This is a genomic window from Butyrivibrio hungatei NK4A153, from assembly GCF_000424465.1.
In the GTDB taxonomy this organism is placed as follows: domain Bacteria; phylum Bacillota; class Clostridia; order Lachnospirales; family Lachnospiraceae; genus Butyrivibrio; species Butyrivibrio hungatei_A.
Map to the genome: position 1 here is coordinate 1 of NZ_AUJY01000031.1, position 15,784 is coordinate 15,784.

19 protein-coding genes and 1 pseudogene are annotated in these 15,784 nt (G+C 37.3%); 1 reads left to right on the top strand and 19 read right to left on the bottom strand.

Annotation, left to right across the window (positions count from 1 at the left end; translation table 11 throughout):
- The first annotated feature begins 56 nt into the window (after positions 1–56).
- Positions 57–218, top strand: a complete 162-nt coding sequence (locus G628_RS18960) for a hypothetical protein (protein ID WP_196803740.1) — start codon at positions 57–59, stop codon at positions 216–218.
- Positions 219–356: 138 nt separating this feature from the next.
- Here the strand turns inward: G628_RS18960 and G628_RS19260 are convergent, their stop codons facing one another.
- The 19 genes and pseudogenes from G628_RS19260 to G628_RS18970 form a co-directional block, all read right to left on the bottom strand.
- Positions 357–491, bottom strand: a complete 135-nt coding sequence (locus G628_RS19260) for a hypothetical protein (RefSeq protein WP_278246550.1) — start codon at positions 489–491, stop codon at positions 357–359.
- Complete coding sequence (locus G628_RS0110515) at positions 491–1,522, bottom strand: DUF5688 family protein (protein ID WP_027209111.1); 1,032 nt, start codon at positions 1,520–1,522, stop codon at positions 491–493. Before G628_RS0110515 ends, G628_RS19260 begins: the two co-directional genes overlap by 1 nt.
- 110 nt (positions 1,523–1,632) lie before the next feature.
- Positions 1,633–1,776, bottom strand: coding sequence for a hypothetical protein (locus G628_RS18760; protein WP_155833802.1), 144 nt, complete (start codon positions 1,774–1,776; stop codon positions 1,633–1,635).
- A 1,035-nt stretch (positions 1,777–2,811) separates the two neighbouring features.
- Positions 2,812–3,339 carry a DUF1697 domain-containing protein gene (locus G628_RS0110525; protein ID WP_027209112.1) on the bottom strand — a complete coding sequence of 176 codons (528 nt, stop codon included), beginning with the start codon at positions 3,337–3,339 and terminating at the stop codon, positions 2,812–2,814.
- A gap of 115 nt (positions 3,340–3,454) precedes the next feature.
- Entirely contained in the window at positions 3,455–4,339 is an 885-nt protein-coding gene (locus tag G628_RS17115; RefSeq protein ID WP_051199149.1) for a PD-(D/E)XK nuclease family transposase, read from the bottom strand.
- Positions 4,340–4,747: 408 nt separating this feature from the next.
- Positions 4,748–5,815, bottom strand: a complete 1,068-nt coding sequence (locus G628_RS0110535) for a Fic family protein (protein ID WP_027209114.1) — start codon at positions 5,813–5,815, stop codon at positions 4,748–4,750.
- A gap of 151 nt (positions 5,816–5,966) precedes the next feature.
- On the bottom strand, positions 5,967–6,629 hold the full coding sequence (locus tag G628_RS0110545) for an MBL fold metallo-hydrolase (protein ID WP_242827212.1): 663 nt from the start codon (positions 6,627–6,629) through the stop codon (positions 5,967–5,969).
- 24 nt (positions 6,630–6,653) lie between these two features.
- A complete protein-coding gene (locus G628_RS0110550; protein ID WP_027209116.1) occupies positions 6,654–7,106 on the bottom strand; it encodes a hypothetical protein in 453 nt (150 codons plus the stop codon).
- Positions 7,103–7,438, bottom strand: coding sequence for a hypothetical protein (locus G628_RS0110555; RefSeq protein ID WP_027209117.1), 336 nt, complete (start codon positions 7,436–7,438; stop codon positions 7,103–7,105). Before G628_RS0110555 ends, G628_RS0110550 begins: the two co-directional genes overlap by 4 nt.
- Complete coding sequence (gene mcrC, locus G628_RS17120) at positions 7,435–8,532, bottom strand: 5-methylcytosine-specific restriction endonuclease system specificity protein McrC (RefSeq protein ID WP_051199150.1); 1,098 nt, start codon at positions 8,530–8,532, stop codon at positions 7,435–7,437. Before mcrC ends, G628_RS0110555 begins: the two co-directional genes overlap by 4 nt.
- Positions 8,511–10,583 carry an AAA family ATPase gene (locus G628_RS0110565; protein WP_027209118.1) on the bottom strand — a complete coding sequence of 691 codons (2,073 nt, stop codon included), beginning with the start codon at positions 10,581–10,583 and terminating at the stop codon, positions 8,511–8,513. The genes mcrC and G628_RS0110565 overlap by 22 nt, the downstream gene beginning before the upstream one ends.
- Positions 10,584–10,758: 175 nt before the next feature.
- A complete protein-coding gene (locus tag G628_RS19415; protein WP_242827213.1) occupies positions 10,759–10,827 on the bottom strand; it encodes an SEC-C metal-binding domain-containing protein in 69 nt (22 codons plus the stop codon).
- A 3-nt stretch (positions 10,828–10,830) separates the two neighbouring features.
- Complete coding sequence (locus tag G628_RS0110575; protein WP_027209119.1) at positions 10,831–11,415, bottom strand: class I SAM-dependent methyltransferase; 585 nt, start codon at positions 11,413–11,415, stop codon at positions 10,831–10,833.
- 3 nt (positions 11,416–11,418) lie between these two features.
- Positions 11,419–12,417 (bottom strand): HNH endonuclease, encoded by a 999-nt coding sequence (locus G628_RS0110580; protein WP_034500825.1) that lies wholly within the window; start codon positions 12,415–12,417, stop codon positions 11,419–11,421.
- Positions 12,386–12,583: a hypothetical protein gene (locus tag G628_RS0110585; protein WP_027209121.1), complete on the bottom strand. Its 198-nt coding sequence runs from the start codon at positions 12,581–12,583 to the stop codon at positions 12,386–12,388. Before G628_RS0110585 ends, G628_RS0110580 begins: the two co-directional genes overlap by 32 nt.
- An 88-nt stretch (positions 12,584–12,671) precedes the next feature.
- The gene (locus G628_RS0110590) at positions 12,672–13,448 is read right to left on the bottom strand and encodes a radical SAM protein (protein WP_027209122.1); all 777 of its coding nucleotides are present in this window, start codon (positions 13,446–13,448) and stop codon (positions 12,672–12,674) included.
- A gap of 2 nt (positions 13,449–13,450) precedes the next feature.
- Positions 13,451–14,587: a three-Cys-motif partner protein TcmP gene (gene tcmP, locus G628_RS0110595; RefSeq protein ID WP_027209123.1), complete on the bottom strand. Its 1,137-nt coding sequence runs from the start codon at positions 14,585–14,587 to the stop codon at positions 13,451–13,453.
- 174 nt (positions 14,588–14,761) lie between these two features.
- The gene (locus G628_RS17125) at positions 14,762–15,055 is read right to left on the bottom strand and encodes a SpoVG family protein (protein WP_051199151.1); all 294 of its coding nucleotides are present in this window, start codon (positions 15,053–15,055) and stop codon (positions 14,762–14,764) included.
- A gap of 101 nt (positions 15,056–15,156) precedes the next feature.
- Positions 15,157–15,784: pseudogene (locus G628_RS18970) on the bottom strand (hypothetical protein); the annotation flags it as partial.

Sequence of the window (15,784 nt, forward strand, 5' to 3'; positions counted from 1 at the left end):
GCCATGTTTTAAAGTCCACTGTAGCATGCTAAAATCATGCTACAGGAGGGAAAGTCATGACAGAAAAAGAACTCGCTGCAAAGCTTAGAGAGAAATACATCCAAAATCCGCCGGAAGGCATGTCGGCGGAAGAAATCCGTAACATGAGCGATGAAGATATCCTTGATATGGATTACTTCATGCACGAAGATGATGATTTCTATGATGAGGTAGACTGATAACCAGGTTATTCAGCATACCTCCGCTTTGCGTGGCCCGGTCTTGTCCGGGCCTTTTAATTAAAGATTTCGCCGTAAGGCGAAATTTCCTATTAAATGAAAAAAGGTCGCTCTCACGACCATAGAAATAATCAAACGTCATTTTCTTTTCTCCTCTTTTAACTGCCTCATCTCTTCCAAAATCTTACGGGTACACCAGCCGATACACGGCTGATGTCTTCCGTAAGGACAACTTCTACAGGCTACGGGCTTCATGCCTGTTCCTCTTTTCATTAAAGAGCCTCGCCGCCACGGGAACGAGGACGTGTGCTCTTTTCGTGCGCCGGTTCTTTACGCTTCTTGGCATCAAGCTTATCGAGGGTTGATTCACGCTTCTTTTCGTTAACCCTCTCCTGATATTTCCCTGCAAGCTCAAACAGCTTTTCCTTGGAATCATAGTGATAAACGCTGTCTGTAAGCACATCTTCAGGAGCGACCTGCGTCTCATTTACCTCTTTTACCATGCCTTCCAAGTTGTTTATATCTACGTTTCCGTCGTCTTTTACAAGTAAAACTTCATGGATCGAACTTGGTAAAATAAAGAAGTCACCGCCGACTCTCTCAGCCGCCTGATCCATAAAATCCTGATAGGCAATGACGCCTGCACCCTGAGTCTTGTCGGGCACCGATGCAACAAATAACGGATTCTCAGGCATAACAGGGATCATATCTTTTGCTTCAGGCCCCATCATCTCAAGCAGAGTCTCTGCCATAGTCTGAATGACAGCAGGTCTCATTACCGGAGCATACTGCAGCGCATCTGCATGAAGCTGTTCCGGAGTGATGCCGTAGCTATCAAGGAGCTGGTTTGTTACAAGTATTGAGCCCATGCCTTCTTTGTCAATATCAAGCACGAAGCGATATACAACAGCCATATCCTCTATGTTTCTGTGCGGAACCCCCTTCAAAAGTTCTGCATTTCGCCCGGAAGATACAACCTCCATGGAAAGCTTCTCTTTCATCCGGTCATAATCATTAAGTTCCTCCAAATTGAAATCAGGACGGTCATGTAAAGCCCTGTCTGCCCTTTCTGCTACTTCATTTACCAATGAGTCATAACTCATGCCGCCCTCATAGCGCTCGTGGATCTCGGTAAGATTGAGATTCACACCGATCGTTGCTTCCTGCGGCTTGATAGTAACTGCCTCATAGGTCTGATTCATCTTCTGAACCTCATGTGGCTCCACCAGGTACTCCCCGCCACCAGACTGCAATCTCTCCTTCAAATCTTCCACGAACTGTTCTTTGAATTTCTCGTACTCCATTCTTTATCCTCCTATGAAATGAATTGTTACCGCCCAAAATGAGCGCAAAAAAAGAACAGCTACCTCTTTCTGAAATAACTGCTCTATGTAATCGGGACTATTTTGATTTGTTAATCTAAGTCTTTCTTCTCGAAATCCTCAATATTCAATTCACGTCTAAGTTCATCTTTTGTTGGCATGTACGGCAAATACTTTGCAGCAAAAATCTGCTTATTGTCTTCCGGCAAAGTATATTCTACATCTTCTACACGCATAAGGCTTCGCTAATGAGTCCAACTCAATTCCGAACGCAATGCGTTCGCATTTGGGAAAGCAAAGCAAAACTGCCGCATCATCTATAAGACTTTCCGCATCTTCTTATTCCAGTAATGGCCTTTATCAGACCATTATTCATATGACTAATAAGCTTGTCCAAATATCGTTGTCTTGCAATTACCATAAAGCACACCTCATTTTAGATTTTAGGTACATGTACCTTTATTCTAAAGTGTTCCTTCTCCCTCCGCCGAGCCATAGCCATACCACCTCGTAGTGCTCGGAAATCATGGTAAGAGCGAGATTCACGCCGACTGTAGGCACCCACCAGCCTGTAATTTTTCCTTCAAGTCTTCTACGAACTGTTATTTGAATTCAGGACGCAATGCGTCACGAATTGGAAATATATTATAAAACCGACGCATATTACGTAAATTACTTTCATCAAATCCCTTGCCGAATCTCATAGCATATGCCGTTAAAAAAAAATGAACAGCTATCCTTTCGGATAACTGCTCTATGTAGCGCAAAAATCATGTGTTTCTTCGTTTTTTCTTAATTACAAATTGAGATTTTTTACCCTAAAAAAACAGGGGTTAAACGGGGGTTAAAGCCATATTATGCAAGAGCCAAAGCCCAGTATTCATGCAGGTTTCAAGAGTTTTTAGAGTGCTGTGCCGTGGCAGACAAACAGTATTTTAATCATATATTCCTACTCCTTGATATTCCGAGTTATTCGCTGAAATGCGCACCACCGGTGGATTACAAAAGTGTTTACTCTATCACGCGACATTAAAATAATAACACAATCGTGTAATATTACGGAATATTTCGGAATATCATGGACATGAAAAGTAGTCAAAAAGTAGTCACCCTGGGTTCGCCATTCGGAGATATTCGGAGTTGGGATTGTGCCGTATTTTGGCAAAAACAGCCTTTCGGAATGAGCCTAATTCCCTGCCCACGCCGAAAGGCTGCCTATTTACTACATTATTGATTCCGGCAAACTTGAATTTGTCGATTAACTTCAAATTTTATTTGCAAACCTTCTTTACTGTATTTGCTGTTCTAATTGTTAATCTATCTGCAATTTCATTAGTTGCAGTTTTTTTCCACCAATTACATTTTTGATATTGCTGTCTATCAAAAGTCCAAAATATAACATTCTTATACTTTTGCACTTTTTCAAGTTCATCGGAAGGTGGTCCTACCATCTCATATATTTGCTCAGGTGTATCATCTGAAAGAACAAAAATTAAATTATCATATTTTTCTTTACTATTTGACCCCCACCATTCAGGTGCATTAGATAAAATATCATTTAACACATCTGCTTCAACTACATATACTGGAATTCGAAGTTCAAATCTATTTATAATCATATCTTCAATTCTATTCTTAAGATTATTGTCATCAGATAAAAATGTAACATTGCCACTATTCAAATATGTTGACACCTGCGTAAACCCTGCATTTTCAAGTTCCAACTTCAAATCAGACATTCTAATTTTGTTTTTACCGCTAATATTTATACCACGAAGAAATGCTATATATTTTTTCATTGAGTCCCCCTTAACCATACAAATTAGGATTATCATCTCATAAATGCCCTTATATAGCAAAAAACAGCAGATCAATCATGACCTACTGCCTTAAGTACGAATATAATCTATACAGTTACTTCTGAAGCTGCTTAGTAATAATAGAGCGTTCATTATCAGAAACCCCCATATTATTCAACGTCTGCTCCAATGTCCACTTCATATTACTCATAAGATTTTTAACCATTTCAATCTTAGTATCAGTTGCATATTCTTCTGCATACTCCTTTGCATATTCTTCTGCATACTCTTTTGCATATTCTTCTGCATACTCTTTTGCATATTCTTCTGCATATTTCTTTACTGATTCACACATAACATCACGTCCTTCCTCAGTTTCTTTGAAATGATGCAATCCATCAGCTAACTCTTTATAATTCATGCCATCTGATGAAGTTGAACGGAAATCAGCCATCAGTTTTCCAATTTCATCATTTCCCTTGTAATTACCATTTACATATACAATATGTGAGCCATCATTCAGTGGTTCTTCAATTTCTGAAATAACTCTCTCTGCTCTATATATCGGAAGTCCCTTGCCAAATTTATCATGTTTATAGATAAATATGACGTAAGAATCTTTTAGTATCTTAAATGGATCATTCTCCTTGAGCATTCTGGAATCCATAACCGCGCTATGGAATCTGGCTCTTCGTACATGCGCTCCCTCAGAACTTCCCTGAACTTCTACATTGATTTCCTCGCCATCTTCATCAATAGCATGAATATCAAGCGTAATATCTCTTCCACCAACAATTGGGCTACGCATTTCTTCCTGCGCATCAACCGAAATAACTCGAATATTTCTCTTCAAAATAATTCTCAAAATCAGCTCTGTTGCCGGAATATTCTTGTTAAAAACCAATGTCATCAAGTCATCATCAAAAAGTGTCAGATCATCAATAATCTTCTTAACCTTGGCATCATTTTGATTGCTAATCTTGTTGTTTTCATCTGCCATACTTACTTTTTTCTTACTCCTCGCATTAATAATAGCATCATACCACAATCAAGACAATTATCAAAACATGGATTTAACGCAAACTTAATACACTTTTAGGGTGCCGGCCTCTTGCTTCACCCGTCTTATAATCCAACAAAATCCCGGGTTGAATATTATATACAAACACATTTTTTGCACCCATCCGGTAGGCTTGATTTCTCCTATAGAGCCACGCTTCTTTGTAGGCATCATGCTTCTATCAAGCATAACTGTAGCTGTGCCACAACGTCCAAGCTTATCTTCTTTCGTTTGACATCCTTGCGCCGGAACTTATCATATTCTCTTTTACTATCCAAATTGTGATACGGTCATATGGCACCTCCGGAAAAACATTACGATTATCGCTATATTGCAAGAGGACACACCTTACAAGATTATCCACTCGCCCTTTTTATTTGATCCAATTCTCTTGATTGCACCTTTATCAACCAAGTTCTGCAAGATTCTCTTTACTGTTGAATCTGAGCAACCTAACTGTTCCGCCATTCCGGCTCTGGTTAATGACGGATCTTCACGCAACAACTCGATAATCCGGCTCTCCCTTTCGTCAAGTTTTATTGGGTCATTTATTGGGTCATTTATCGGGTCAGCGTGACCCAATAAAAATTCACCACGTATATGCATCTCTCGATTATGCAGTTCGTGTTTCTCACCTAAAAGCAGGTTTCTAAGGAATTTTTCTAAGAACTCAGTAGTCTCATATATTCCTTCTTTAATGTTTGTATAATTAGCTCTAACCAAAGCATTTCTAAAATACCAAGAATTCTCTGCAAACATATCATTCTCTGCATCAAATCCCAGCATTCTTAAATACTTGATAAAAAATACGGCAGTAGTTCTGGTATTACCTTCACCAAAAGCATGAATCTGCCACAATCTGGAAATAAAAACTGCCAGATGATGAATTGTCTCATCCATTGTCAGGCCATTAAACTTAAAATCTCTTTCCTGTGAAAAGTCATAATCCAAGGTTTCCCGCAAATCTATCGCTCCGCCATAAGAAACAGTATCTCCATCCAATACCCATTCCTTCTTGGTGATGTTATAATCACGTATTTTTCCTGCATGGGAATAAATGCCATTGAATAGTTCCCTATGAATTGAAATATACTGTGTCGGAGAAAAAATGAATGCTTTTTCTGAAAGTAATTTAGCAATCCTGGCAGAAACCTTATCAGCTTCTTCTGTTCTAGTTTCAGCTGCAAGTCGACCATCCTTACTCTCATAATAGCTATTGATTAGATTACCTGCTTCATCAACTGAAATTTCTCCTTCAATACTCTTTCTTGCTGTTTCATAGAGATATTCTGATGGCTTAAGCCCATCTACATCTTGCAATCCAATTGCAGTAGACCATGCCTGCCCCAACTCTTTTCGCGTCGGTGGCAAATTTCTTATATATTCACCAAACGGATCTTTCTTTATATCCTTCATACCATTACTCCATTTAAAAAAAATTACGAAAAATCATTTATATAAAAGTCTATATCCTTCATTGCTATTTCAGGATTACTTTTACTTATAACAACAGATCCATATTCCAATTTAAGAAAATCATCCATAGTCATAACTAAAATCTCCTATCTCAATCAAAATACTGCATCTTCTCAACAACCTTCACAGGGCTCTTTACAAGCGAAGCAAAAGTCTGAGCGTCGCTCTTTTTCCCGACAAGTCCGCCGTAATGGACGGGGATGGCGTATTCCGGCCTTATTGTATTTGCAAGATCCGCAGCTCTCTTAGCATCCATAGTAAACGTTCCTCCAATGGGCAAAAGAGCTATATCACACTTCACCTGCCTTGCCTCCTTAGTAGCTCCCGTATCTCCCGCAATGTAAATGCGCTTTCCGTTAACCCTAAGGATATAGCCCACCCACTCGGCGCGCTTTGGATGAAACGGCTTTATCGTGTTGTAAGCAGGAACAGTCTCCATCTCAAGACCGTTTATCTCCTTGTAAATGCCGGGCTTAACCGTCACAATATCTTTTACATCAGGCTTAAGCTCTCCGGCATCATCCTCCATCTTCTCAGGAACAACAAGAAGCGTATCCGCTTTGATCACCTTCCTGATATCCTCAATCGAAAAATGATCGTAATGCGAATGCGTTATCAAAACATAATCCGCATCATGCGGCTCCTCCTTCATGTGAAAAGGATCCACATAGATCACGCCGAGGTCGCTGCGGATTCTTATGCTGTTTTGGGTAAAAACATCTATATTGTCAGGCATTTCTTTAAACTGCTCCATTCCAATGCTTATTTATATTACTACTCAAAAGTTTTCTTCAACAAAATCGCTTATCTCATCGCGTATTTCAATGTACAGCCACTCTGAGTCATGGTACATTCCGATGCCATCACTCTCCGATGCGGCAGTAAGACTATCTATGAGCATATCGCAGATACTCTTTTTACTTTCGTCATCCTCAAGCTTTTTAGCCTGGTCAAAGCACATCTCTGCGCAATCTCTAAGTAGATCAGATGCTCTATCATCTTTATTTCTGTCATATTCCAGTGCCTTATCATAAATATCATTCCAATATTCTTCCAAGTCTTCTGCCGAGAACCGATAACCCGCCTTCAAAAGAAATAAATCTAACGGAAAGTATCCATTATCGCTGTACTCAATTAAAAGTTCAATCAAATCCTGCTTACTCAAAGAATCCAGTATTTCTCTTATGTCACCCTTGTTGTATAAAAAATATCCTTTCTGCCTTAATATCAAATACTTCTAATCAATATATTTTTCACTTCATCTATACACTCTTCCAAATCATTGCAAAAAATATCATAATATCCATCGCTTCTTATTTCTGTCGGATTTCTTTTTGACAATCCCCGCCATATCGGGTTATTAGTCCAGATTTTATAAGAATCCTTACCTACATATACTGCACATACAGTTTTATCATTTAGCAAGAAATAAATATCCTGATTTGTCTTATCCTCATACTTCTTCAAACTTCGATGCCGAATACTAAACTTGGATTCCACTACAACACTTTCAAAAGCACTGTATGCTTCCTCATATTTCTTTTGTAAAAAAGCCGACATCATATTCTTTCTCTCCTCAAGCCAATAGTTATTGGTACATCTTCAACAAAAAAGTCACCACTTACAAACCTCTCGTATATACCATCTAAGTCTTTCTTTATGCCTTCAAAATTCTGGCTAAGATCCAGCGTTCTAACAACTATCTTGTTTCCGCTCATATTATATTCATCATCCGGTTGTATTTGATCTAGTGTCTTTGCATATAGCAGCATTCCCGCCACGCTACAATCGCTCAGACAACCGGCTTCATAGTTTTTCACATATGAAAAAATCTGATACAAATTTCCCGAGTGGACTTTTTCCTTATCAAACTGCATTTGCATATTATGAGTATAATATTTTGCATCAATTATAAGTGTCCCTCTTCCATCTGCCGTCTGAAGTGTAATATCAGTTTTCATATCAGGTAGATGCCTTCTATTTCCTTCTACTGCCCAATCAACTTTTATTGCATTAGCCTTGATATCCTTATGTTCTCTTCTATAATATTCAAGAATAAACTTTTCATATATTTTATGCTCCTGTTGCTCATCTATAAAATCTGAAAGCTTTACTCCGCCCTCCTGTTTAGTATGAATCATACCTTTTATTACCATCTTACATACAGAAATAAGCATCTGATATATCGAGTTATTCTTGTTATAGTTTACCAGCCAATTAATCCTATGCTCATCAATCACGTCAACTTCATGAAAATAATTCATCAAGCCCTTTAATCTCTTTTTTCGTACATTTGAAATATCGGATTTAATTAGAAGTATCGCAGTTGTTTTAATAATTCTGTTGAGATAAGAATTAACAGAAAACTCATCATATTCACAAACAAGCTGATTTTTATATCTTACGCTACTCTTGATTGTCTCAGCTATATCTATTCTTCCTTTGATAGCGTACATCTTCTCCTCAATTGGAACATACTCCTTAAATATCCCCCGCTTAATAATCTTTTCCACTCCGATACATATTATCGCAGCGCATAAATCTCCTATGTTTTTAAACTCTTCGGTTTCAAGGTTCTTGTATCCTTGATCTTGTAAAGATTGAAAAACATAAGAAAGCATGTAGTATATGTTTTTTATTGGTATATTGATTGACATAAGCGCTCACTCCATGTATCAACCTTAGATTTATTATCAAACCAATACTCTTTTACCAAAGGAATAAGTTCATATTTTACGATATTTGACAACGTCTTTTCTCCAATAGAACCTTTAATACAGAAATAACTATGTCCTATGCAGAATCCCTCTCCCAAAGAATCATCCTTCCTGATTTCTTCGTTTAATTCCTTAATGCAATCAATCAAAGCATTAAATTTTTCATTCTTAAGACTCTCTTTGTATTTTTTGAAACCATCTGTATCAAATCCCGGCTTCATATCAAAAAAAGAAAAGCGTCTTCTCAATGCATAATCAAGCATTGCCAAACTTCTATCTGCTGTATTCATTAGTCCAATTATATATACATTTTTAGGCACGGAGAAATACGTTCCGGAATATAAAAGCTGCAATTCATGCCCTCGCTTATCATTTTCTATGAGCATAAATAATTCGCCAAATATCTTGCTCAGATTTCCTCTATTTATTTCGTCAATGATAAAAAAGTAATTATTTTCCTTATCATCTCTGGCTTTATCACAAAATCTTTGAAAGACTCCCGGTTTAGGTTCATACTCTCCTGTTGCAGTCGGTCGTAATCCCTCTATAAAGTCTTCATATGAATAACTTTGGTGGAACTGTACCATCTCAACTTTACTCTTATCAATACATCCAAGTATTGAATATGCAAGGCGTTCGGCTGAAAATGTTTTTCCAACCCCAGGCGCACCTTGAAGAATCACATTTTTCTTATATTCAATGAGCTCCGCTAAATTATAATAATCTTCTTCGCTCATATATACTTCTTCTAAAAAGCGCTTTCCATCATAAGGCTTAAGTTCAGTATTCTTTATATCATCCTGTTCTTCAATTTCAAGTAACCCATTTAACTTCTCAAGAACATCTGCAAATCTGGTAATATCGGTCAACGTTTTCATAGCGGCCTGCCCCGGATATTGCCACTCTCCTTTATGAGTCCACTTAACTTTCCTATAATTACAATAATCTCCAAAATCATTGTTATATTCATAATCCGATTGAACTATTCCTCTTCCCACAATCTTGTGGATTCCCTTTTTAGCATAAACAATGTCCCCAGGCTTAATTTCGTGAACAAACTGCCATGTTGCAAGAGAATCCATAACATAAGACTTATCGGGATCGATATTATTCCTCATAGCTTCTATCATTTCATCTCTAGAATTATATTCCCGAAGATTCCCTATTTCGTGCCAACCTATTCCCATCACACCACTTGAGTAATACTTATCCCACTTATCAGCATTATTTCCCGGAGCATAAAGCCAATAACGTTTTTTATCCGCATTATCATCATCTAATGTATCTTCTGCATTGTTATTTTTCTTATCATCCCACGCCTGCGCAGAAAACTCTGGAAAAGAGCTATAAGGAAATTTATCCGTGTTCAAACTTCCTCTCAAAGACTCGCACAACTCAATATACACTTTTCCTGATGGATACTTGCCATTAAATAAACCTTGATCATTAAGCTTTTTGCGATTATTTGTATCCAAGTTAATATAATAGAAAGGTCGAATCCAATATAGAGCCATCGTAAGATTCCAGCTAGTTCCCTGAAAAGAAGCAGCCTTATCAAATAATTCCGCAACTTCTTCATTATCACCTTTATCCGCACATGCTATTGCCTTTTCAAAAAGTTTCCAAAATGTTCCTATACGCTCATCCGGCGTGTCGTCTGTAAACCATGCCTTCATAGCAAAAAGAACGGGAATGCCTGTAAAATCTTGCGGAACTTCAGCTGATATTCCAAACACCTTTTTATATTGAGTCAGTAAGGCAATTCTAGTTTTGTCAGATGACTGTTTATTAAATCCACCAAAAAAAGTAAACGGATCCATATCCTGAAAAAAGTGCCCATTACTATAATACTTATAATCAATACCTGCGTCTTCATACGCTTTCCTAATCAACTTAACAAATAATTCCCGATTATCTTTGTACTTCAATATTGCGTCAGCAAGCTCGATATAAAAGTCTGTCCATGAATATTTTTTAATAGTATTGTCCATAGAACCCCCTCCTGCGTTTAAATATGTGGCAAATCTACTAGGCATTCAACATAACCATCCGGAACTGACGACAACAACCTGAGCATTCTCGTGTCAGTGAGCGAAATCTGCTAATAGCCAAACTAAAAGGTCTTTAACAGCTTCTCTTAATGCATAGCTTTTCATCGTCTCAACCTTAATTCTTCCCATGACAGTATTTGTACTTTTTTCCGCTCCCACATGGGCATGAATCATTACGTCCTATTTCTCAATTACTCCCTATCACATTAATCCACATCTCATCCTCTCTTCCGGGTCTGATATCGTGAGTAACCTCATTACCTATCACTGTAAATCCGGCATTCTCCATAACCGGCACAATGCTTTTCTCATTAAAATCAATAAAGCTGCGCTCTCCGCGTTCCTTCACTCCATCGCCATATTTAAAAGACGCGTACATAACACCGCCATCTTTCAAGGAAGCCCTAAGCTTCCCAAGTATCTCAGGCAGTTTCTCTTTTGAAACATGCAATAGTGATGCGCATGCCCATATTCCATCAAACTCATTGTCAAAAGAAATCTCTTCAAATCTCATGTTTAGGACTTCCCTGCCAATGTATGCAGATGCTCTCTTACACATCTCTTCTGATGCGTCAAAAGAAATTACATCAAAGCCAAGATCCATGAAAGCCTTGCTGTCTCTCCCGCTTCCGCACCCAACATCCAAAACTCTTGCATTCTTTGGAAGGAGCGAAGCAAACTTATCCCTCTGATATGACATATCCGCTGCGACACTTCCTTCAAAGAACGAGTCCGCGTTTTTATTATAATACTCTACATTACTATCATTCATAACTTACTGTTTTACTTTCCCCGGTTCCCAAGTGTTTACGTAACCGTTGTTCCTTGCCCAGTCATAGATCATCTTTATTCTTCTTGCAGAATCAGTTGCATCCCTCGTGTTCTTTTCAATCAAAACTTCATTTCGCTCTGAAATCTTATTGAGATAGAAAACCTTTGCAAGCTTATCCCTCTTCTTGTTATTGCATTCAGGGCAAGCCAAAACAAAATTCCAGATCTGATCATCCTTAATAAATGACCACGGAATAAAGTGATCAACCTCAACACTTCGCTTAGTAAGCGTCTTCCCACAATAGAAGCACTTATTCTCAAACTCTTCAAAAAGAATATCCCTATAATAAGCCAAACTACTACGTGTACGCATAGTGCTCTCATCTATCTTGCTTAGGAGATGATCAACAACGCTGTCTTCATTAACCCTCTCAAGAAACTTCGCCCATTCATAATAATTGAGTTTCTCAATGGCAACCTTGTGCTTGCACACAAACTCATACATCCTTGGATTGATGCGAATCCATTCTCCCTTCTTGGAAAAAGAATAGAATAATCCTTGCAGATCGGCATAAAGAGCGCCGACTACATTTTCCTTACATTTAATCTTCACCTTATGACAAATATCAATCTGCATCTCATGTGAAAGACTTTCAAAAGGTATATCATCAAGTATGGCATATTTCTCCTTGCCATAAATAAGCGCTTTCTCAAGCTCCGACTGCCTATTAAGTTTTCCGGGTTTCTTTTGCAGAACGTGGTGCTTTAAAACCAAATTCCAATAGATTTCCGTAAATTTAGAAAAAAGCTGATCAAATGTCAGAACCAACTTGTCATCAGTATTATAAAGATTATCAAGAATCGCCTTAAGAAAACCATACTTATAGCTTGTATCATTCACAGACTTACTCGAAAAAAGAAATGCAAAAGCAGACCACATCTCATCATCTGAGAGAGGTCTGTCTACATATTCAGCTTCCTTTAATGAATATCCTGCTGCCATGTGGGCTCCTATATACGAGAATTACATCCGTGTGCACATTATTTTTTCTTTTTACGCTTTTCACTTTTTTAATTTTTTTCTTTTGTTCCTTTTTATCTATAGGCTCAGCCTGCGATATATCTCCCCCAGTTATTTCCTTCTCCTCACTTGACTCAGCTTTCTTCAATTCTTCTCCAATTTTTATATTATATAATGTCTTTCCGTCAAGATGTTCTAGCTTAATTCTATCTATTTGCTTTTACGAATCATATACTTTATTCTGTAATCGTTTTATTTTTTATGTGGAAAGCGATTCCTTTCTCATTACAGAAGTCAATCACTTCCTTTGCTCTTTCATTGTAGAACTTTTTATGCTCAGGATATCCGGATGTGACATCTTTGCAGTAATTGGTTCTTCCGAAAATGATCTTATCTACGAATCTAACTGCTTTCAGGATTTTCTTCAAATCCTGATCTATTAGATTCGGTGTAGGATAAGGCTCAATGCTAACCCAAGTTTTGCATCCTTTATCGTGAAGTTTTTTTAACGCCACAAGTCTTTCAACATAAGAGGCCGAGCCTGGCTCCATTTTCTTGCGATATTCTTCATCTAACGAAATCAATGTAATACCATACTCATTTTCTTTAGAAAAATCAGCAAGTGTAATTGGTAAAATACCTTTTGTTAACACTGTACACTTAATTCCAGCCGCATTCAGTTTTTTTATAACTGCTATACTCATTTTTTCTATTTCCGGATACCCCATCATGAATGGGTCCGTAGAAAATGATAGATGAACAGACATAATCTTATCTTTCAGTCTTGGAATCTCTTTATCTAAGATTTCCAATGTATTAGATACAAGATATGGCTTAATCCATTCTTCATATGTCTTAATTTGACCAAATCGTTTTTTTAACAAAAAAGCATAGCAGGGATATTTGCAACCATGCGCACACCCCTGCACAAAATTTAATGTATAATCTCCATACTCTACACCCGTTTTATAAAGCATAGATTTTCTCTGTATATGCCCTTCTACTTGCGGCATTCTTAGTAACTCCTATCTGAAAATGTTATTGTTTGACTACGAACTTCAGCACCATAATGTTTCTTCAATGCATCCCATATTTTATTTCTATAATTTCTCGTCGGAAAAACTGGATGATCATATATATATGCAATAACATCACCCTTTGGTACACATGTCTGTCCTCGAAACTTCTTCTGTATATATCCAGCAATATCTTTTAAAGTATAGCAAGATCCATCCGCTATACACTCAATTTCTGTTTCACCAGTTTCAAAATTCATCGTTAATTGACCATAATCATCATTATATATTTTTTTCTTGTCAGAAGATTTGTCCCCAAATGTTTTCCAAGCAATCTCTTTATATAAATCAAAACCACGGTGATGCCCCGTACAATGTATCAAATCATAAACAACAGAATTATGATTATTAAAAAAAGGAAAAGAAGCAACATAATATCTATTCTCTCTGCCACATAAATCCTTTATTATACTTTGAACCTTAAGTTCATATGATTCCCTGCTATTTCCAAACGTAATAAGTTCTTCTATATTTGTTTGATATGTTCTTTCATATTTATTTATCACCTCTTTTTTCTTCGCAACTCTAGCAGCTCTAATCGTATCTGAAACCATATGATTTATAATAACTTCTCCCCAATTTCTCAAAAAAGGCATTAAAGCTTCCCAATCAATATTTGCGTCATACGGATCATAAACTAATAAAAAATTCATTCCTTTAAAAACAGTTTTAAATTGGCTGCTGATCTTATTAAGCAATTCACTAGCATCCATCGAAAATGTTTGAATATTAAAATTCTCAGTTCTTTTTGGAAGTTTTGTATTTAATAAATCAATCTTATTCTCGTCAATATCATTAAAATACAAATAAGCTTGCTTATCTTTATACTTCTTCATAGCTTTTGCTAAAATATTAGCAACTAATAATGCCGTACCTTCTATCACTTCTCCATCTTTTGATTCTCTTCTATACAGCCCACTATTAGACATACAATCTATATATACTATTCCATTACAACTCGAAGATGATAAAAGAATTTCTGCCCACGCCTCAACATATTTTGAAATAATTTCAAACTTTTTAATAGTATGTTTTGATGCGACACTAATAACACTTTTTGCCTTAGAACTAGCCATATCCATCCCTCTCTTTAGAAAAAGCTTTTCGTGATAACCTGCATACTACGTATAGTTTATCACATTGAATGCTATAAATAATATAAAAGCCAAAAGAACTTCATCAATTTTACTCCCTTGAAGATGGCCAGTTTTCATTTTCCACAAACAAGGCAATAATCATTTTTCATATTCTTACCACTCAAGCTCAACCACCTCCCCCGGCTCATAACTTTCCTTAATCTTAGAAAAAAGCTCTTCACGAAATTCCTTAGTTACAGGAAATGCTATATCCTTGTAAATCGTATTTCCTTTTTCATCAACAGTCTTGGTTTTGAAGCTTGGCATTGATACGAAGGTGCCGCCTTTCCTACTTTCTACTATTGAGATATTTCTTACTGAAAAGCTATCTCCAAAAGTTACTGTACAAAGTCCTCTTACATTGTTTGAACTTGCTTCAAGCTTATTTGATTTAATACTTACTTTCATTTCTTTAGTCCTCCTGATAATTATTCTTATTCTCATCCTGCCGGCGCTGAGTGTCGTTGTGGCAAGCAGTGCGTTTGTCCGACAAACGCGTTTTGCGGCTCTTACAACACAGACTCAGTCCGTGAGTTTCGGGAACGTTTATCACGCCCCTCTTTTTCATTTTTGCTTTTATCCTGCAGGTACAACATTTCTAAATTTCGCTTTGCGATCAGATACTCATGGATATCTTTATTGATCCCCGCATACTCCCTAAACTCTTTTTTCTTCTCTTCAAGAATGTGGCCATACTCATCACGAAGCTTACGCATATTGAGCTTCTGACACTTTGGCACCGACTTATAGACTTCCTCTGCTGCCTTATAGATAAGGAGCTCTGCCTCATGCTCACTGTAATATTTCTTACTGTAGCCACTCTTTTTGTAGGTTTCAAACACTTTCCTGTTCGTGGAATAATCGATAATGGCCTGCTGCCTCTTTTTGTTCTCAGATAGAAGTTCTTCCTTCTCCTTCATAGAATCCTTAAGTTCTTTGAGCCTCCCGCTTCTCTCATCGGTCATTTCTTTGAGTTGCTCATAGGACTCGATTTTATGTTCTTGAAGGAAAAGAACCGTCTTAGCCATCTGTTTTGCATTAAAGCGCTTTGCCCAGGTCACATATCCTTTGCCTTTTCCTTCCATGAGCTTTGCTTCAATATCCTTAATAAACTCCAGCTTCTTATCGGTAAAATGC